The organism is Alicyclobacillus sp. TC, assembly GCF_016804365.1.
GTDB classification, from domain to species: Bacteria; Bacillota; Bacilli; order Alicyclobacillales; family Alicyclobacillaceae; genus Alicyclobacillus_I; species Alicyclobacillus_I tolerans.
Map to the genome: position 1 here is coordinate 203,636 of NZ_CP044434.1, position 19,305 is coordinate 222,940.

Here is a 19,305-nt window from a genome sequence, read left to right on the forward strand (position 1 = left end):
TGGTTTGTCAATCCGTGTTGGAATCGTAGGGACTGGGTTTGGAGCAACGGTACATGCGCCAATCTTGGCACGCCATCCAGCGTACGACCTTTTGGCTATTGCAAGCCAGCGTCCTGGTCGGGCTTCAGCAGTTGCATCCACATTTCAAATACCTCATGCCTATGATGATTGGAAACAGATGTTAGAACAGGCTCCGATTGACCTTGTGGTTTTTGCTACCAGACCAGCAGATCACAAGTTAATGACCCTTGGAGCGTTGTCTTATGGTGTACACGTTCTGTGCGAAAAACCGCCTGCATTGAATCTCGTGGAAGCAAGGGCTATGGAACAAGCCGCAAAATTATCAGAGTGTGTAACAGCTATGAATTTCGAATGGAGATACTTGCCCGAACGGAAAGCCATAAAACGAGTTTTGAACGAAGGTACATTAGGTAAGATTCTTCACGTCAGTTGGTCAGAGGCGTGGCAGATATGGGGACGGATTCAAGAATTCGAACCTGGATGGGACTCGGAAGCAGAGCAAGGAGGCGGAATGTTAGGAGCAATAGGGTCTCACATCATTGATGCTTTGTGTCATTGGCTTGGAGAAGTATCTACAGTCAAAGGAATAACCATGAATCAAGTGCCGACAAGGAAGACAGCAGACGACAGTTTTTCATTCATCGGTATTTTCGAAAATGGAACCACGTTTTCCGTCAGTTGTACGGTTGCGAGCATTGGATGTCTACCACGTATCGAGATTTTCGGTACGGAAGGAACACTGAGAATAAGCGGACATCAACTGCTAATAGCCACGACTTGTGCACCCGATTTCGTTCCAGTATCAGTTGAAGAAACTATGGACGTGTCTGACTTCCCAAAAGACATTCAGGGTTACGTTCACGCACAATGGCACCTATATAGTGACCTGGCAAAATCCATTGCAGGTGAAACTGTCGATAACCTACCGAGCCTCACAGATGCCGTTTATGTTCAAGCAATAATGGACAGTATTCGTTCTTGAAGTTATTGTTGCCGAGTTATGACATTCCCGTCCTTTCTCAGTTTACGGTGGCTGATCTTCAACAAGGATTTGCTCCCGTCTGTGCATAAATATAAACCAAGGAACTTTCCTGGTTATGTCATTATAGGGCAGGAATGTCCCATATCAACCATATGAGTAAATTTGACTGGAGCTGTCGTATGAAGGTACTAATCGTGCAACCAAAACTTGAAAAAGCGATAGTGCAGTTAGAGAGGGAACTGCAGAGTAATCCACACGTCGACGCAGTCATCTTTCCAGAAGGATACTTAAACGAAAATGTAAAAGAGGCATGCACGTTAGCCGTGAAGTATGGCGTTGTACTCATTGGTGGTTATCGAAGATTACACGAAAAACCGAAAGACCGCGTGATTATGATTAACCGCCAAGGGGAAATCGTCATCGACAGAATCAAGTACAGTGACACTGCATTTGCAGTTGAGGACGGGCTGAAAATCGGTCATATTCTGTGTGATGAATTGATGGTACAAGGTCTAAAATCACAAGACCTAGTTGGCATTGACCTGATTGCCCATCCAATCGGAGTCGGGATGTTCAGTGAGGAACAGTTCGAAGAGTGGATTTCCGAGGCAAGGAAAGTCGCAGCTGAATACAGAACAATGATTATTGGTGCCAGTCACGCAGATGGATCATTTCGAAATAGTGACGTCTCAATTCCAATTGCCTATTGCATTGGGAATGACGGCGAAGAGATTTTTGTGTCAAAGAACAATGTGCAATCGGTTGTGTTGGATACAGTCAGTAAATCAGTGGTCCTCGCCCAGTCCATTTGCTAGTCGCGGCTGTCAAACGGAGGCATGTCAGCCACAACATTGTGGCTCTGTTGATGTATCAATATGCAGCAGTCAGCCCTGCGCAGTTGTTGCGTACTTGGGCAGAAGAACTACAGAAGAAGAACTTAGTTTACTGGGGGAATGTTGATGCAAATTTATGTTATCCGTCATTGTGAAGCGACAGGTTAGTCGGAGGATGCACCTCTCACTGCCAAAGGATTTGAACAAGCGGAGTTACTTGCCAATTTCCTTAAAGACATAGGAATTGAGCGAATCATTTGCAGTCCTTATTTGCGTGCTCAGCAAAGTGTCGCTCCGTTTGTTCAAGGGAACAATATTCCACTGACGGTCGATAATCGTTTGTCGGAACGAGTTTTGAGTGGTTCGAATATGGATAACTGGTTGGACTGTCTTCGGAAGACGTTCGATGACTTCGATTTGTCATTTGACGGCGGAGAGTCCAGCAAGCATGCCATGGAACGTGTTGTTCATGCCATAGATGATTTTGTCTCAACCGAAACTACATGTAACGCAGTTGTTACCCACGGAAATTTAATGATTTTGTTGCTCAGACATTTCGATGCACGATTTGGGTTCGATGAATGGGCTAGATTGAGCAATCCAGATGTCTTTTTGGTATCAGTCGATGAGAATGAAGCTACAGTACAAAGGGTATGGAGAGAAGTCATTTAGCTCCCAAGTCTTTTTCTCATGTCATGGGCAAGTTTCAGACTTTCCTTTGTCCACGGCGGAGTTGCATCGTCTCCGAGAACTTGCTCAATGGGGAGCCAGAGTACAGCGTCTACTTCATCAGGACTCTTACAAACCGCTTCGCCATTCAGGTATTCGCAGAGAAAAACCACGTCAATAACGTTGTCACCGTCGTCTGCCACAAACGATGTGCTGTGGACATAATGAATGGCATCAGATACTTCAATGCCAACCTCTTCTGCAATTTCACGTCGAAGAGTACGTTCCAAGATATCACTCTGATTACCTTCATGTTCCACTTTACCGCCTACTAACGAAATCATGCCTGCTGCATGGGATTCCTTTAGGCTTCTTCGTATTACCAGCCACACGTCATCTCTGTATATGGCGGCTTCAACGTTGACCACGAACAAGGTTCTCACTCCTTTTCATACATCATACATAAAATAGTAAGTCTATGAAAGCAGCTTTCAGACTTGCTACTGCAGTAATGGGAGCAATAGCGCAAGATCGACCATCACATAAATTTGAATGAATATGCAAAAAGAAGCATTTATACACTGTGTTTCTTCTTGTTTTAAGAAACTCTTAGAGTAGGGGTAAAGTGAATTTTGATTGGGAGGGGGGAGGTGTGTCCAAGTAATAACTCCAGGCTCATTGAAGCACCGTGATCGATAACATATTTCCTAATTGGGCCGACCTGATCGCTGCAAAAATGTAGATTTTTTCAAGGGCCACTAGTTAGTGTATGTCGGAGGAGGGGATTCCGCTTGTTGTTGACAACGGAGCGCATGCGCGGCGTCCGTGTGTCGATCGTCTGCGGAGAGCCGCATTTTCGTCGTCTTCGCGGGCGAGGACGGCGGACGCACCTGGTCTTCCAGGCGTCGGAAGACGCGGTAGTTGATGCCTACACACTCGTCAAGGAGGTTCTGCCCGCGCTTGACAGTAAAGGCGGCGGGAAAGCGAAGTCTGCGCAAGGATCGGTGTCAGCTTCTGCACAGTGGGTCGTCGATCTGGTAGAATCTGTGCTGGTGAAGCGGTTATAAGTTGGAAGGGAGGATAGGATATTCAAAAAAATACTGGAACGAAGCCATCGTGGTAGACTTGGCACTTTGGCGAGTGGCGTAGCAAGCATGGTTTTTCAGCAAGTTTGGCCTACCCTTCCCTTAGTCCCTAACCTTGCCGCCCCCCGACCCGCGAAGGTTCCGTGTGTGCATACGGGAATGGCCCTTGGAAGTAGTCGTTCAGCGCCAGAGAGGCCGCACCCGTAGCCGTCGCGTTGCGCCCTAACGAAGAAAGTTCGACGCGCGCGAGCGACGCTGGCACATCGAGTGCTGAGCTATGGATCACGTCCTTGACCGAATTCAGCAGACATTCCCCGGCTTCGCTCAGGCGATTGCCAATGACGACGAGGCTGGGGTTGAGACCGTTAATAACGTTACTGATACCCGTACCGAGATAGTGCCCGATGCTGTTGACAGCTTGCACCGCATTGTTTTCGCCATCGCGAAGTCTGCGCATGATTTCGTCGAAAGACACGGTGGTTCCAGCGAGCTGCGCGTATTTGCTGACAAGCGCGCGCGTCGATGCGTACATTTCCAAACAGCCGCGACTCCCACAGGAACACCGCAGGCCTCGGGCTTCAACAATCATGTGCCCAAACTCGCCAGCTGTGCCACCGCTGCCGCGGATCAGTCCGTGATTCAAAATGATGCCTACGCCGATCCCGGTCCCGACACTAAAATACACAGCGTTTTCGTCAGCTGTGCCTACCCGAACAACTGTTCTGCCAGTGCACCCGTGTTTGCTTCGTTGTCAATAAAAATCGGGAGGTTGATGTGCGCCTCCAGATAAGCCCGTAAGGGAACATCCGACCACCCAAGGTTTGGCGAGTAAAGAACGTTGCCCGAAGAGAAGTCGACCAAGCCGGGGACACCGAGACCTACGCCAATGATGCCAAGATCTGAATCGGGAATATTGGAAATTTCTTCCTTAATGCATGCTACGATTTCCGCGACGACGCTTCGAACGTCGGTGGTGGGTAGGGGCGACTCGTGGCTGGAGACGACGCGGCCCGCCAAGTCCACTGTCAGCACGTGGACATACTCTATGCCAAGTTCAACACCAATGGCGTAGCCAGCGGTTGCATTGAATCCAAGCATCCGGGGGCGGCGTCCGATCGCCGAGCGGGCAGGTCCGAGTTCAATCACGAGGCCCTCTTGGATAAATTCATCGACGATGGAAGATACCGTCGCTTTGTTCAGGCCGCTTTCTACCGAAATTTGTGCGCGGGAGATAGGACTCTGATTACGGATCAGGTTCATAATGATATTCTTGTTCAGTTCTTTGATTAGTGTCTGATCGCCAGTTCTCATATGACATGTTCCAATCTGGTAATAGAATTGTGTTTAGTGTGAAGTTTGCCCGCGATGTCAATGACTTATTTCGATGCTGACTGATAATGACTTATTATACAGTCCTTTTTCCTTTTCTCACATTTTAAATTATACTTTTATTTGTTTTGATGTCAAACAAACTAACAAAAGCGTGAATGTGTACGGATACGAACGGAACGGGAGGGGGATTGCATGCACAATGACGCCAAGAGTCATAGAGACACTCCGCCAGGGATAAGGGCACTAGCAACTTCAGAGAGGGTGCTGGCACTTACCTTCGATGATGGGCCGGACACCGAATTCACACCGAGCGTGCTCGACATCCTACAACGATATGGGATTAGTGCAACGTTTTTTTGCCTGGGTGTTCAGGTTGCTGCCAACTGGTCTGTAGCCAAGCGAATTGTCGTAGCGGGACACCAAATTGCTAACCACACCTGGAGTCATCCGCACGCTTCCGACGTCACTGTCTCCGAGCTTTTGCGAGAAGTAGAGAATACAACGGACACAATTGAAGAGGCTACAGGCGAGCGCCCGCGCTGGTTTCGTCCGCCATACGGGGAACTCGGAGCGGAGCAGGGGCGAGCCATCGCGGACGCGGGTTACGAGGTTGTCCTATGGACTGTAGATTCGCTCGACTGGTTAGGGATAACTGGGCCTCAGATTGTGGCGAATGTCGTGCCGGCTTTAGAGAATGGCGCGATCCTCTTGCACCACAGCGCGGGCAATGTGGCGGGGACCGTCGACGCGCTGCCGTATTTGATTGAGGTTTGCCTGCGACTTGGGTATCGTTTTGTTCGCCTGGATGAGGCTATGTAGATGACCTGAGTACGAAAAATGAGAGCGGTTTCGGCGAATCTTGCAAATTGGTGTTGTAACCCAATGAAAAACGATCTACAATTCTATTTAGTTTATTTGATAACCAAACTTAATGAGCAGGGGTGAACAAATGTGAAGAAGGTTAGCAAGGCATTGTTCGCAGGTGTAAGCGTTCTCACAATAACTGGGTTTGTTGCTGGTTGTGGGACTAGTGGCGGAACGTCTAACAACGGAAACAGCACGACAACTTCAGGTGCAGAAACACAGTTGACTCTATGGAGCGTTGATAGCGGCGTAGCTGAACAGACAGATAACAGCCTGATTGCGAGCTACAACAAGGCTAATCCGAATGCACCGATTACGGCGCAGTACTTTGAATCGACACCGTATATCCAGAAGTTGCAGATTGCGATGGGCGCAGGCCAGGCAGCCACGATCTTTATGAACTGGGGTGGCGGTCGCCTCGAGAACTATGTGACCCCGGGCAAAGTGGTTGACCTGACATCACAGCTGAATGCTGACCCGTCCTGGAAGAATAAGTACCTGCCTTCCGTCATGAAATCCGTCACATTTAACGGCAAGGTGTACGGTATTCCGTACGGCAACATGCAACCTGTGAACTTCTTTTATAACAAAAAGTTGTTCAAGCAGTACAACCTCACACCGCCGACCACCTGGAGTCAGCTCTTATCTGACATTCAGGTGTTCAAGTCGCACGGTATCATTCCAATCGCGGTTGGCGGCAAGGACAACTGGCCATACCTAATGTACTTCGAGTACCTCGTCGACCGCATCGGTGGTCAGCAGCCGTACAACAATGTCGCGGCTGGGAAAGCGGATGCATGGAACAATCCGGCCATTGTGCAAGCTCTCAATGACATGCAGCAACTGGTCAAAGCAGGCGCCTTCGAACCTGGCTACAGCTCAGTCGGTTCGAACGATGGGTCCGACGCGGCCTTGTTATACAGCGGCAAAGCAGCTATGTGGCTGATGGGCAGCTGGGGATACGGCTCCATCATGACAAGCGACAGCAGCTTCATCTCGCAGCTTGGCTACTTCCCGTTCCCGGCTGTGGCTGGCGGTAAGGGCAATCCGGCTGACGTCGCAGGCAACCCGAGTGACTTCTATTCGATTCCGACATCTGCAACCCCTGCACAGCAGAAAGCGGCGATTAACTTCCTGAAGAACTACAATCTCGACTCGCAGAACGTCAAGGACTTGCTCAACATCGGCTATGTTCCTGCGGTCAATGGGATCGAAGCCCAGCTGAAGCATTCCAAGGAAGCAGCTTACGAGACGTTCTACTACAACTTGGTGAAGAACGCTCCGTACTTCCAGCAGTCCTGGGACACGGCGCTTCCGGCAGCAGAAGGCAACGAACTCGATACGGACCTTGGCAAGTTCATGGTCGGCCAGATGACAACGAGCCAGTTTGTGTCGGACATGAATTCATATCTCAACAAGTGAGCTGGTGGTCGGGAGGGGTAACTCTCCCAGCTGTCCGCGACATGTAAGGAGTGTTCACAAATGCTAGGCTCTCGTATGAACTGGCAGCGTTGGGTGATGATGCTGCCAGCCGCCCTCTTTTTCGGCGTATTCGCGCTGGTGCCCATGTTGGTTGCTGTATACTACAGCGGCTTGAATTGGGACGGTGTCTCAAAGGCGACTTGGGTTGGCTTCTACAACTGGACGCATGCTTTTGACGATGGGCAAGCTTTGCACTCCCTGTGGCTGACCATCGAATTGATGGTGCTGTGTTGGCTGTTGCAGAACCCACTCAGTCTCGTACTTGGCGTGTTTATGGCAGGCAAGCAGCGGCATCGCGTTGTCTACGGTGTGGTGTACTTCATTCCGTTGCTGTTCTCTGCGGTCGCCATCGGCATCACGTGGTCGTACATCCTCGATCCTGAGTTCGGTCTCATCGACACCTTGTTGCAAGCAGTCGGCATTGGTAACGGCACGGAGAATTGGCTGGGTAACCCGCACCTAGCAATGTTGGTCGTCGCATGCATCATCGCGTGGCAATTTATACCATTCAACTCTCTCTTGTATCAAAGTGGCGTCAAGCAGATCCCGGCGTCCCTCTATGAAGCGGCGATGCTGGACGGAGCTGGGCCATTAAAGGCGTTCTTCCACATCACGCTGCCGCAGTTGAAGTACACGATCATCACGACGACGGTTCTGATCCTTACCGGTACGCTCACCTACTTTGACCTGATTTACGTGGTGACGAACGGTGGCCCTGGTGACTCCACCGAAGTTTTGGCGATGGACATGTATAAAGAAGCGTTCACCAATCTGAACATTGGAGCAGGTAGCGTAATCGCTGTCATTCTCGCAGCTGCCGGACTGCTCTTGTCCATTCTGATTCTCAAGTTCACCGGGTTTAACAAGATGGAAAGTCAGATGGAGGGGACGTGACTGAGATGGGGACACAGACCGCAAGTGTTCAACGAGCGAAAGTCAGACCCAACAAGCGGAAGAGGAAAGTTACTGGTTACGGGATCGCTTTTACGACCTTCGGCACAATCTGGCTGATCATCGCGGGATACCCGCTGCTCTACATGGTTATGACCAGTTTCCGGACGCAAAACGGGTATTTGATTGGCAAGCCATGGCTGCCGCCGTCGCATCCGACGCTCAGCAATTACGCACAAGTGCTGCAGGCCGGGTTTTTTCACTACTTCCTGAACAGCGCCATCGTCTCTGTTTGTTCCGTAGTCCTGATTGTAGTGTTTGCACTGTTGCTCGCTTACGTCATCGTCCGCTCGCATAGTCGCACGGTGCGCACGGTATTTAACGTGTTTTTGGTCGGGCTGGCACTGCCAATTCAGGCGGCTATCATTCCGGTCTACATTTTGATCAACAAGTTTGGACTATACGACACGCTGATCGGCATGATTCTGCCGATGGTCGCGTTTGGCCTGCCACTGTCGTTGCTGATTTTAGTGAACTTCGTTCGCGATATTCCGAACGAACTGTACGAGTCGATGGGACTTGAGGGGGCGACAGACTTCCAGATCGTGCTTCATCTGGTAGCACCGCTGTCGATGCCTGCTCTTGTGTCGGTCGGAATCTATGAATTCATCCAGTCGTGGAACAATTTTTTGTTTCCTTTAGTACTCACACAAAGCCAATCGGTTCAGACACTTCCGCTCGCGATCGTCCAATTCCAGGGTCAGCACACGATCGACGTGCCCGTGACGATGGCAGTCGTTCTCTTTTCGGCTCTGCCACTCATTCTGGCGTACATTTTTGCGGGAAAATACCTGCGCCGGGGCATGTTGGTTGGGTTCGGCAAGTAAGCTTAGCGATGACAGATATATCGAGGTGACACATGAACAGACAAGTTGTTTTGGGCATTGACGTTGGCACCTCGGGCACCAAGGTAATTGCTGTCGCTCTTGATGGCTCCATCGTATCGGTCGCGACAGTATCGTACGAGATGTTGACTCCAAAACCGGGGTATGCCGAGCAGAATCCGGAGGATTGGTGGAATGCAACCGTCACGGCAATTCAGACAGTGTTGGCAAAGGCGGGTGATGTCTCAGTGGCGTGCATTGGCCTGTCCGGGCAAATGCACGGTCTTGTGCCGCTCGACAAGGACGGGCGCGTGATTCGACCGTCGATTATCTGGTGCGACCTGCGCTCGGACGCCGAAGCGTTGGAACTGGAGCGCACGGTTGGGCGGGACACAGTGATTCAACTCACTGAAAACCCGCCGCTGCCTAACTTCACGATTACGAAAATCCTCTGGATGCGAAACCACGAGCGTGACCTGTACAACCGGATCAATAAGGTGCTGCTACCAAAAGATTACATACGTTATCGACTGACCGATGTGTTAGCGATAGACGTATCGGACGCGTCCGGCACGCTGATGCTTGATGTCGCGAAGCGAACTTGGTCTGAGGAGATGTGTAAAGCCGCGGGCGTACCGATGGAGTGGCTGCCGCCGGTATATGAAGCGAACGAAGTCGTCGGTCACCTGTCGGCAGCCGCGGCGCAGCTGCTCGGTTTGCCTGAGGGCGTTCCGGTGGTGGCGGGAGCTGGCGATCAAGCAGCGGGCGCGATCGGTCTTGGCATCGTCGTGCCTGGTACCGTATCCGCGGTATTCGGTACGTCCGGCGTGGTGCTGGCTGTTACGGACAAGTCTTTGCGTGATCCAGGAGGTAGACTGCACACTTTCTGCCACGCCCAGCGAAACAGCTGGTTTGTGATGGGCGTCACCCAGGCTGCGGGTGGATCGCTGCAGTGGTACCGAAACCGCTTCGGCCAAATGGAGCAGACCGTCGCTACTCGGTCAGGCAGTGATGTCTACACGCTGCTAATGAAGGAGGCGGAGACGGTCGCGCCGGGAGCGGACGGTCTGTTGTTTTTGCCATACCTGATGGGAGAGCGCAGTCCGCACCTCGACTCACAAGCGCGCGGCGCCTGGATTGGTCTGCAGTGGCAGCATACCGCCGCGCACCTTGTCCGAGCTATCCTCGAAGGCGTTTCGTTCAGTCTGCGAGACTGCTGGGAGGTCATGCAACAGATCGGCGTGAAGTCGTCCGGCTGGAAAGCATCCGGTGGCGGCGCTGGCGGACGGCTGTGGATGGAAGTGTTCGCGAGTATCATCGGCAATCCCGTGCAGATTATGCAGGCGAGTCACGGACCGGCGCTCGGCGGTGCGATCCTGGCTGCGCAAGGGATTGGCGCCCTGACCGAAGACCCAGCATCGATACAAGCGTGGCTTGGCACTGGCAACAGCGTTCCGCCGCGCGCGGACTGGGTAGAGTTTTACAACGACCTGTACCCCTTGTTCCAGAAGGGTTATAGGGAGACAAAGAACTTGATGCATGACCTGAACGGGTTGGCAAGGAGGTTGCAAGCATGAGTGAACTGTACCGGGACCCGAGTCGGCCCGTTGAGGAACGCGTCGAACACCTGCTGTCGCAGATGACGCCAGAGGAAAAGTCCGCGCAGATTGGTAGTCTGTGGGTGTACGAAGTGCTAGAGCGCTCGGCGTTCTCCACAGTCAAAGCGGACGCACGGATGAAGAACGGGATCGGCCAGATCACGCGGATTGGTGGCGCAAGCAGCCTTGACCCTGTGGATAGCGCAAAGGTTGCAAATGATATCCAGCGCTACCTCGTGAATGAGACGCGCCTTGGCATTCCGGCCTTGGTGCACGAGGAGTCGTGCAGCGGCTACATGGCGAAAGGAGCGACTCTCTTCCCGCAGACGATCGGCGTGGCGAGTACGTGGAACTCTGATCTGACCGAGGCGATGGGGGAAGTCATCCGCACACAGATGAAGTCGGTCGGCGCTCACCAGGCCTTGGCGCCACTTCTGGACGTCACGCGCGACGCCCGCTGGGGCCGCGTCGAAGAGACGTTTGGCGAAGACCCCTACTTGGTCACACAGATGGGGCTGTCGTACGTGCGCGGTTTGCAGACCAATGATGTGAGAAACGGCGTGATTGCGACTGGCAAGCACTTCGTCGGCTACGGCGTGTCTGAAGGCGGTATGAACTGGGCTCCACCGCACATTGCACCGCGAGAATTGCGCGACGTCTTCCTGCAACCATTTGAAGCGGTCGTCCGAAAAGGCAAGCTTGGCTCCATCATGCCAGGTTATCACGAACTAGACGGTGTGCCGTGTCACGCTTCGAGCGAACTCCTGACAGAGGTGTTGCGTAAGGAGTGGGGTTTTGACGGCATTGTGGTCTCGGACTACTTCGCCATCGATATGCTACAGAGCTACCATCACCTGGCCGAAGGCAAGCCGGGGGCTGCGCGCACAGCCTTGCGAACAGGTGTCGACATTGAATTACCAAGTATTGACTGCTACGGTGCGCCGCTCGTGGAGCTGATTCAGCAAAGCGCGATTGATATGGAACTCGTCGACGCAGCTGTCCGGCGCGTGCTGACCGCGAAGTTCCGCATGGGGCTGTTCGAGAACCCGTATGTGGACGAGTCGCGCGTCGTGGAGGTGTTCGACAATCAGGAGCAGCGCAGGCTGGCGCGGACGATTGCGCAGCAGTCGATGATTCTGCTCAAAAATGAAGGCAACCTGTTGCCACTCAGCAAGAACGTGGGGACGGTCGCCGTGATTGGCCCGAATGCAAACAGCGTCCGCCATTTGCTCGGCGACTATGCATACCCATGCCATATCGAAACCCTCCAGGACATGACCAACACGTTCAACACAGCGGTGCCAGACAAAATTGAACTCGATGTCAACTTCGTCTCCATCATCAGCGTGCTCGAAGCCATCCGTGACAAGGTGTCGCCAGAGACGTGCGTCTTGTTTGCAGAAGGCGCCGATACACTGACGGGATCGCAAGAAGGTATTGACGAGGCCGTTGCCGCCGCAAAACAGGCAGACGTTGCGATTCTCGTGGTCGGCGACAAGGCAGGGCTCATCGACGGCTGCTCGTCGGGTGAGTCGCTCGACCGCGCCAGCCTTGATTTGCCTGGCATGCAAGAGGAGCTAGTTCGCTCCGTGCACGCGACGGGCACACCGGTTGTCGCGGTGCTTGTGAATGGGAGACCGCTCTCGATCAACTGGATGAACGATCACGTGCCGGCGATTCTGGAAGCGTGGTTGCCTGGCGAAGAGGGCGCTGCGGCGATCGCGGATGTGCTGTTTGGGGACTACAACCCGGGCGGTCGGCTGCCGATGTCTTTTCCGCGATCGGTTGGCCAAGTGCCAGTGTACTACAACCACAAACCGTCCGGCGGGCGCTCTCATTGGAAAGGCGACTACGTCGAGATGAGTTCTAAACCGCTGTATCCGTTCGGTTACGGCCTCAGCTACACAGAGTTCTCGTACGCAAACCTCGTCATCTCCGGCTCCCCCCTGACAGTGAGTGACCGGGTGACGATTCAAGTCGATGTCACGAACACGGGGTCTGTCGCTGGAGACGAAGTGGTACAGCTCTACGTTCACGACCCGGTCGCCAGCTTGACGCGGCCCGTGAAGGAACTGAAAGGCTTCCGGCGGGTCTCGCTTGCGACAGGCGAGACGAAGACGGTGACGTTCGTGCTGCCGGTTTCGTCGCTCGGGTTCCACGATGTGAATCTGCACTACGTCGTTGAACCAGGCGCGTTTGAGGTAATGGTCGGCAGTTCATCAGAGGACATTCGTCTGAAGGGATCGTTTGAAGTCACAGGTGAACCAACTATCGTCGTAGAGAGAGAGTATACAACAGAAGCTTTCTAAAGCTAAAGGAGGAGACAAATCATGACTTACTTCGAGGGCGTCGGCAAGATTCAATTTGAGGGCTCGGAGTCGAATAACCCGCTCGCATACAAGTACTACAACCCGGACGAAATCGTTCTTGGCAAGCGGATGGAGGACTATCTGCGCTTCTCCGTCGCATATTGGCACACACTGGTCGCCGACGGCAGCGACCCATTTGGCGTTGCGACGATGCAACGCCCGTGGAACGGCTACACTGGTATGGACCTCGCGAAGGCGCGCGTCGAAGCTGCGTTTGAACTGATTGAAAAGTTGGGTTTGAAATACTTTGCCTTCCACGATCGAGACATTGCGCCGGAGGGCGACACGCTGACTGAGACCAATCGCAACCTCGACGTGATCGTCTCAATGATCAAGGACTACATGAAGACCTCCTCCGTGAAGCTGCTGTGGAACACTGCAAACATGTTCACTAACCCGCGCTTTGTGCATGGTGCCGCAACTTCGCCGAACGCCGACGTCTTCGCGTACGCGGCTGGCCAGGTCAAGAAGAGCCTTGAGATCGGCAAAGAGCTTGGTTCCGAAAATCACGTGTTCTGGGGAGGGCGCGAAGGCTATGAGACGCTGCTTAACACGGACATGGGGCTTGAACTCGACAATCTCGCGCGCTTCTACCACATGGCCATCGCCTACGCGAAGGAGATCGGCTATACCGGCCAGTTCCTGATCGAGCCGAAACCGAAAGAGCCGACCAAGCATCAGTACGACTACGACGCAGCAAGCGCAATCGCGTTCCTTTACAAGTACGACCTGATTCACCACTTTAAGTTGAACATCGAAGCGAATCATGCGACCCTCGCTGGCCACACGTTTGAACACGAGCTGCGAGTGTGTCGTCACTACGGCGTGCTCGGTTCGGTCGACGCCAACCAGGGTGATCCGCTGCTCGGTTGGGACACGGATGAGTTTCCGACGGACCTCTACAACACGACGCTCGCGATGTATGAGATCATCCAAAACGGCGGGCTACACAGCGGCGGCTTGAACTTCGATTCGAAAACGCGGCGCGCCTCGTTCGACGCGATAGACCTGTTCTATGCACACATTGCCGGTATCGACAGTTTCGCCAAGGGCTTTAAGGTGGCAGCCAAACTGATCGAAGACGGCGTGCTTGAGGACTTTGTCGCCAACCGCTACAGCAGCTACAAGAGCGGAATCGGCGCCGACATCGTTGCCGGGAAGACAGACCTTAAGGCGCTCGCAGAGTACGCTACGGAACATGAAATTACGAACCAGTCAGGTCGTCAGGAGATGCTGAAGTCTATCTTCAACCAGTACCTGACGAGCGTGTAATGGCAGATACCAGACTGCTGGTAGGTGCCATACGAACGGAGGGGGTGAACTGATAGTGAGAGGGGCAAAGGAAACGACCTTCCGTGGGGAGCGCGCTGTCGTCTTGCGGTGGGAAAACCTTCAGGCGACGGTTCTCCCTGAAATCGGGGCCAATCTGATTAGCTTTCGCGACCTCATCCGCGGCTTCACACTGCTGCACGAACCAGGCGTTAATGAGATGGACGACTTCAGGCGGACACCATATTTGTACGGGATCCCTGTCCTGTTCCCCCTAACCGTTACGATGCCGGCACGTTCACCTACGCCGGCACGCACGTTCAATTGCCTGTGAACGAAGCGGCCACTGGCGCGCACCTGCACGGTGTTTTGTACGATACCGCGTGGGAAGTCAAGGACTTTGGCAGTACTCAGGTCGAAAGCTATGTTGTGCTGTCTGTGAAAGTGGACGAAGCGCACCCGCTGTTCGCAAAGTGGCCGTTTTGTTTCACTTTTGAATTGCGCTATGGGCTGAACGAGTTTGGACTTTCTCAACACGTTTTGGTACGAAACGATGGGGGTGGATCCATGCCGTGCCTGGTCGGATTCCACACGGCGGTCAACGCGCCGTTTGCAGAGCATGGAGACGCTACCGACTACCGCTGTCGCTTCACTATCGGCGAGCGCTGGGAGCTTGATAATCGTGGTCTGCCTACAGGGGTTCGTCTGCCTTTGACCTTATACGAGCAAGCCTTGCGTGATGTCGGGGCGTACCCGTTTGTCGAGTCGATGGACAATCATTACACGGCGCTTGCACAAGACGGTTACAATCGCATGGAACTCTGGGACATGAAGCGCGACGTGACGCTGGTCTACGATGTGGGGCTTGGGTTCGGGCAATGGATGGTTTGGAACCACTACGGGCAGCCTGGGTTTTTCTGTGCCGAACCGCAAGTGAATGTCGTCAATGCGCCAAATTTGGAGTTGCCAGCAGATGAAGTCGGGTTGTTCCCTGTACGACCAGGTGAGGTGTGGGAAGCGCACAGTCGCCTGTACGTACGTGATGGAGGCGTGAAGCAGGATTGACGCGCCGTGTTGTCGTGCCGCGCCGTAGTTGTGTTAGCCGCGTCCCTGCAGGCCAATATCCACTCAATCAGCTGAGTCCGTTGTCTAAGCGAAGTCTTAAACTTGTTGAAAATAACGACCACCCGTTTGGGTGGTCGTTAAGATAAAATGCATGCGTTGCGAGATTTGCGTCATACTCAGCCGATATCTTCACCCGGATGATGTAGCTAGTTTGTTTCTATGTTATGTTTGAACGAGCGTGGGTATGCTCGATTTTCAACCGGATGCCACCAATCACGAAATTTACCACTGTCGTAGAGCATACCAAGCATGGTTAACATGCCGTCATAATAACGCCATTGCCCTGTTGGGAGAGCAGTATTCCATAGGGCCTGAACGAAAGCCATCTTTTCTGGGTTCGTAGCCGAGATGGCAGAGGACGCGTTCATCGCTACCAAACCGGGGGAGTGACCCGAACTGGAATTGAGTTCAGTTCCATTAAGTTCGTAGTTGTTGCCATAGGTATTGATGACAGGGTAAAAGAAGTTCTCCAATGCATTCGAATAAGTAGTTTCCCAAGGTTTAACTCCAAACCAGGCTGCATCAACATTGGCATTGGCAATAACACGAAACGCATCAAATTCGAAGTTGTAGCCATAGTTTGTATTGGTCGGCTGTTCGTTTGATGGTATAGAAGGGTAAGGGGTGCCATTAAAGTTTGTGTAGTCGGGCGCTAGTCCCGTAGCCGGATTGTAGGCATCTTTCAAAAGGTTTTCGCCGGAAGTGTACGCTTTGTTCCATAGCTGTTTATCAGTCGGATCAACGGATGCAAAAACTTTATAAAAAGCTGGCAAACTGTAGGATGGGTCCGTATAGTTCATGGCGTTTGGCGGTGAGAAGACAGGTAAGTAAGTGGTTTGACTGAATTCGGGAGATGGGTCATGCCACATGGCATGCAGAATCTGTTCGGATTGTTTCCGATAGTTATAGATACCCCTCCCATTACCCCAGCGTCCCGCCGCAAAGGCGAGTGCAGCGGCAATCCATTGATCGCCATCAGGAGCAACTCCATAATCAATGACCTTACCGTCAGGATAAGTATGCCATGCAAACTCATCCTTCGTCGGTCCCTCTTTAATCTGCATATACGTTTTTGCATAATTCCACAAAGAATCGAATTCCCTTTTGTGATTCAACTGTACGGCAATCATCATTCCGTAACCCATACCTTCAGTACGCACATCGTTTGGATTGGCAGTACCGGGATAAGAAGAAATGGAGGCGATATAAGCCATATCAGGCGTCATTTGATAGTATAACGCCTGTCCATTATAGTAATGATCAGCAGACGTCCCGGGATTCCCGTGAAAAAGCTGGTGCCAATCGGTATTAACCTTTTCATTAATTTGTTTCTGTGTATACCCTGCCTGTTTAAATAAATTTGGGTATATTCCAGTTTGAACTGCTCCTTGGGGACTATCCCCTTTGCCATTGACGGATTTTTCTATCCTGTGGGAAGACGTGGCTGCAAATGATGTAATTGGAGTCAGTAAAGCTGTGGCAGAAAGAATGGAAACACCCAGTTTCATTCCACTTTTCAAGCTCATCTCTCCTCTTGAAAATTCTGAATACTAAGATATATCCAACCGCTATTTGTGAATTATTTTCTCACCTCCTTTAGTGAAGCGTTTTCATGCTGGGCCCGTTTGTTACTCTTGTTGACTACTGTTGTTTAATGCACAAACTCAAGATTCTTTGCACGGTGGTTTTACCTCTTTACTGTTACATGATATTTGATTTGTACATTAAACAAACTAATTATAGGATAAATTATTTCTGTCCTCAACCATCGATCGCAACAGCCCCTTTAATTTCATGCTCATCTTCTGCATTACATTTTTTTGCCCTGCACTACTGGTCAAGGATGCACGGTACTCCGAACTCAATCGTTATTTACTAGTAGCTGGTTACCCGGATTTGGGTTTTCCGGATGTGATCTCGATGCCGCACTCCGAAGTCATTCGTGTTAGAGTTTCGCGGAAGCAGGGTTGAAAGGGTAATTCGTGATTATTTCAGTGTAAGATCACACTAGGAACGTGTCCGAGTAAGATTTATGTTCTAGGTATAGGAAATTTTAAAAGAATTATCAAAATCTTCATTTGCAAAGCCATGAGAATGCAGTGTAGGGCTGTCGAGCGGCGGATCGTTTTTTCGCTCAATATAATGCGTCTAGGAACAAAGGCTACTTGAAGACCCTGGACTCAAGGCCGCTGCGCTTGTACCTATACTTCGGATTTGCGGCCAATAACAAACTCGGTCACTCATGGCCAAGCATTGAAACCATCGCGAAGTATTTTGGCAAGCAAACCCGAACCATCGACTACTGGATACAACAGCTTGTTGAGGCTGGTTTGGTGTATAGGGAGCGAGATACCCAAAAATCGAGTACAACGTACTTGGTTCCATATGGGGATACCTTCATGCGGCAACGGCTTTCCCGAGTCTTTGAAGAGGACAATCAAGATATATTCGATAATCTAATTGATGTTATCGAGCAACGGAGGGCAGTTTATGGTTCAATTGTGGGCGTGTTCCATCTGTTTCACTAGGGAGCAAGGGGTAGAAAAGGGCCTTCTCCGAACCTTGACAAAAGCAATATCATTTTCATCATCACCAAACGTGACAACAATATTTTGGTTGGGCACATGTACCAATTGCAGAAATCCGCAGGGTACGGCTTTAGTGAATTGAACATATATGACCCGGTGACGTTCCAAAGCCCATTTACATATATGGGACAACCTGTTCGCGGCATTGCCGTTCGTCATTCTCATCGGATGAGGAAATTCCTCAAGTTCCAACAAGCGAAAATCAGGTAGCTATTGATTTGGGATTGACCGATTCCGTAGCACAACGCCGACTTGCAAAGAAAAAGAAAGGTTCCAAAAACAGAGACAAAGAACGTCTCAAAGTTGCACGTATTCAAGCCAAAATTGCGGATCGTCGTCAAGACTTCCTGTACAAGCTCAGCACACGGTTGATAAACGAGAACCAAGTGATCGCCGTAGAGAGTTTGCAGGTTAAGAACATGATTCGCAATCACCACCTTGCAAAATCCATTGCAGATGTAGGATGGGGCGAGTTTGTACGTCAACTCGAATATAAGGCTGAATGGTACGGTAGAACGGTCGTCAAAATCGACAAGTTTTATCCAGCCAGTAAGCGGTGTTTTGATTGCGGACATATCATGCCGAAGATGCCACTCAGCGTCAGACACTGTACGTGTCCAGAGTGCGGGGAGAATCACGACAGAGATGTGAACGCCGCTCAAAACATCTTAGCCGCAGGGCTTGCGGTGTTAGCCTGTGGAGAGGCGATAAGACCCGCTGGAAAGCTCACCAGCCAATGAGAAGGCAAGCCTCAACGAAGCAGGAAAGCCAACTAGAGATGGTTGGAATCCCCTGCCTTTAGGCATGGGGAAAATGTGTGCGGGCGGCAGCTCGCATTGGATGCTGAACATCTAGCGGAAAATCGCTGGACAGGTCAGCGCTGCATAATGGTCAGTGCTGCAAAGGATACGTCTAGGGCGTCTCCGTGAGGAGCGTGTCGGAGGAGAGAGGGAGTGTCGAGGGGTCCCTATCCGAAGTGTGCAGGTTGAAAGCGCAATGCTGAATGCCGAAACGGCGGGATGAGTTGGGGACGCTGCGCTCTCTGCGGAACCCAAAACCCTATCGGGGTAGGTCAGCCCTGTAGATCACGATAACATGGTATGCGGCTCATCACGTGGAGGGTGAGACATGCACACTGTAGCCAGTGCGGGTGACCCGTCGAGATCTCTCGGTTACCGAAGTGGGCGTGGACATATCAAGGGTATTCGAAGTTGTCCGTGTGCTGAGAGAAGTCAGAGCGACTTCATAGTAGCGAAGTAGCTTCGAGACCTTAACTTGATGTGAAATGAAGGAAGGCGTCGTTACTGAAAAGT

General features: G+C 51.8%; 16 protein-coding genes and 2 pseudogenes. 14 read left to right on the forward strand and 4 right to left on the reverse strand.

All coding sequences use genetic code 11. The features are described 5' to 3' along the window. Positions 1-4 precede the first annotated feature (4 nt). From FY534_RS01020 to FY534_RS01030, 3 genes and pseudogenes are all read left to right on the forward strand, one after another. Positions 5-1,003 (forward strand): Gfo/Idh/MocA family protein, encoded by a 999-nt coding sequence (locus FY534_RS01020; RefSeq protein WP_072874013.1) that lies wholly within the window; start codon positions 5-7, stop codon positions 1,001-1,003. Positions 1,004-1,197: 194 nt separating this feature from the next. After that, positions 1,198-1,818 (forward strand): carbon-nitrogen hydrolase family protein, encoded by a 621-nt coding sequence (locus tag FY534_RS01025; RefSeq protein ID WP_238413603.1) that lies wholly within the window; start codon positions 1,198-1,200, stop codon positions 1,816-1,818. A 201-nt stretch (positions 1,819-2,019) separates the two neighbouring features. After that, a pseudogene (locus tag FY534_RS01030) lies at positions 2,020-2,508 on the forward strand (histidine phosphatase family protein); the annotation flags it as partial. Here the strand turns inward: FY534_RS01030 and FY534_RS01035 are convergent. After that, on the reverse strand, positions 2,505-2,939 hold the full coding sequence (locus FY534_RS01035) for an NUDIX domain-containing protein (protein WP_072874011.1): 435 nt from the start codon (positions 2,937-2,939) through the stop codon (positions 2,505-2,507). The pseudogene FY534_RS01030 and the gene FY534_RS01035 overlap by 4 nt on opposite strands. A 357-nt stretch (positions 2,940-3,296) precedes the next feature. Here FY534_RS01035 and FY534_RS01040 point away from each other — a divergent pair, with 357 nt between their 5' ends. Next, positions 3,297-3,572, forward strand: coding sequence for a hypothetical protein (locus FY534_RS01040; protein WP_072874010.1), 276 nt, complete (start codon positions 3,297-3,299; stop codon positions 3,570-3,572). Between the two features lie 127 nt (positions 3,573-3,699). Here the strand turns inward: FY534_RS01040 and FY534_RS14940 are convergent. Next, positions 3,700-4,284 (reverse strand): annotated as a pseudogene (locus tag FY534_RS14940) (ROK family protein); the annotation flags it as partial. An 11-nt stretch (positions 4,285-4,295) separates the two neighbouring features. Further along, the gene (locus FY534_RS14945; RefSeq protein WP_203114939.1) at positions 4,296-4,901 is read right to left on the reverse strand and encodes an ROK family transcriptional regulator; all 606 of its coding nucleotides are present in this window, start codon (positions 4,899-4,901) and stop codon (positions 4,296-4,298) included. A 213-nt stretch (positions 4,902-5,114) separates the two neighbouring features. On the opposite strand from FY534_RS14945, the gene FY534_RS01055 reads away from it, so the two are divergent. From FY534_RS01055 to FY534_RS01090, 8 genes are all read left to right on the forward strand, one after another. Next, positions 5,115-5,741 (forward strand): polysaccharide deacetylase family protein, encoded by a 627-nt coding sequence (locus tag FY534_RS01055; protein ID WP_083574183.1) that lies wholly within the window; start codon positions 5,115-5,117, stop codon positions 5,739-5,741. A 132-nt stretch (positions 5,742-5,873) separates the two neighbouring features. Beyond that, positions 5,874-7,208: an ABC transporter substrate-binding protein gene (locus tag FY534_RS01060; protein ID WP_072874008.1), complete on the forward strand. Its 1,335-nt coding sequence runs from the start codon at positions 5,874-5,876 to the stop codon at positions 7,206-7,208. A gap of 60 nt (positions 7,209-7,268) precedes the next feature. Continuing rightward, positions 7,269-8,162, forward strand: a complete 894-nt coding sequence (locus FY534_RS01065; protein WP_072874007.1) for a carbohydrate ABC transporter permease — start codon at positions 7,269-7,271, stop codon at positions 8,160-8,162. 5 nt (positions 8,163-8,167) lie between these two features. Continuing rightward, positions 8,168-9,046, forward strand: coding sequence for a carbohydrate ABC transporter permease (locus FY534_RS01070; protein ID WP_083574194.1), 879 nt, complete (start codon positions 8,168-8,170; stop codon positions 9,044-9,046). Between the two features lie 32 nt (positions 9,047-9,078). Next, entirely contained in the window at positions 9,079-10,620 is a 1,542-nt protein-coding gene (xylB, locus tag FY534_RS01075) for a xylulokinase (RefSeq protein WP_072874006.1), read from the forward strand. After that, positions 10,617-12,950, forward strand: coding sequence for a glycoside hydrolase family 3 N-terminal domain-containing protein (locus FY534_RS01080; RefSeq protein WP_072874005.1), 2,334 nt, complete (start codon positions 10,617-10,619; stop codon positions 12,948-12,950). Before xylB ends, FY534_RS01080 begins: the two co-directional genes overlap by 4 nt. 21 nt (positions 12,951-12,971) lie before the next feature. After that, entirely contained in the window at positions 12,972-14,282 is a 1,311-nt protein-coding gene (gene xylA / locus FY534_RS01085) for a xylose isomerase (RefSeq protein ID WP_072874004.1), read from the forward strand. A 240-nt stretch (positions 14,283-14,522) separates the two neighbouring features. Continuing rightward, positions 14,523-15,344 carry an aldose 1-epimerase gene (locus tag FY534_RS01090; RefSeq protein ID WP_370541554.1) on the forward strand — a complete coding sequence of 274 codons (822 nt, stop codon included), beginning with the start codon at positions 14,523-14,525 and terminating at the stop codon, positions 15,342-15,344. A gap of 206 nt (positions 15,345-15,550) precedes the next feature. On the opposite strand, the gene FY534_RS01095 is transcribed toward FY534_RS01090, so the two are convergent. Next, a complete protein-coding gene (locus FY534_RS01095; protein ID WP_072874002.1) occupies positions 15,551-16,924 on the reverse strand; it encodes a family 8 glycosyl hydrolase in 1,374 nt (457 codons plus the stop codon). Between the two features lie 645 nt (positions 16,925-17,569). Here FY534_RS01095 and FY534_RS01100 point away from each other — a divergent pair. Continuing rightward, on the forward strand, positions 17,570-17,932 hold the full coding sequence (locus FY534_RS01100; protein WP_072874001.1) for a helix-turn-helix domain-containing protein: 363 nt from the start codon (positions 17,570-17,572) through the stop codon (positions 17,930-17,932). A gap of 278 nt (positions 17,933-18,210) precedes the next feature. Next, complete coding sequence (locus FY534_RS01105; RefSeq protein WP_072874000.1) at positions 18,211-18,732, forward strand: RNA-guided endonuclease TnpB family protein; 522 nt, start codon at positions 18,211-18,213, stop codon at positions 18,730-18,732. Positions 18,733-19,305 lie beyond the last annotated feature (573 nt).

What these genes read in the sequence shown, in the direction of transcription:
- FY534_RS14945 (WP_203114939.1), bottom strand. Translation starts at nt 4,901, where the DNA reads ATGAGAACTGGCGATCAGACACTAATCAAAGAACTGAACAAGAATATC.
- FY534_RS01055 (WP_083574183.1), top strand. Translation starts at nt 5,115, where the DNA reads ATGCACAATGACGCCAAGAGTCATAGAGACACTCCGCCAGGGATAAGG.
- FY534_RS01065 (WP_072874007.1), top strand. Translation starts at nt 7,269, where the DNA reads ATGCTAGGCTCTCGTATGAACTGGCAGCGTTGGGTGATGATGCTGCCA.
- FY534_RS01070 (WP_083574194.1), top strand. Translation starts at nt 8,168, where the DNA reads ATGGGGACACAGACCGCAAGTGTTCAACGAGCGAAAGTCAGACCCAAC.
- xylB (WP_072874006.1), top strand. Translation starts at nt 9,079, where the DNA reads ATGAACAGACAAGTTGTTTTGGGCATTGACGTTGGCACCTCGGGCACC.
- FY534_RS01080 (WP_072874005.1), top strand. Translation starts at nt 10,617, where the DNA reads ATGAGTGAACTGTACCGGGACCCGAGTCGGCCCGTTGAGGAACGCGTC.
- xylA (WP_072874004.1), top strand. Translation starts at nt 12,972, where the DNA reads ATGACTTACTTCGAGGGCGTCGGCAAGATTCAATTTGAGGGCTCGGAG.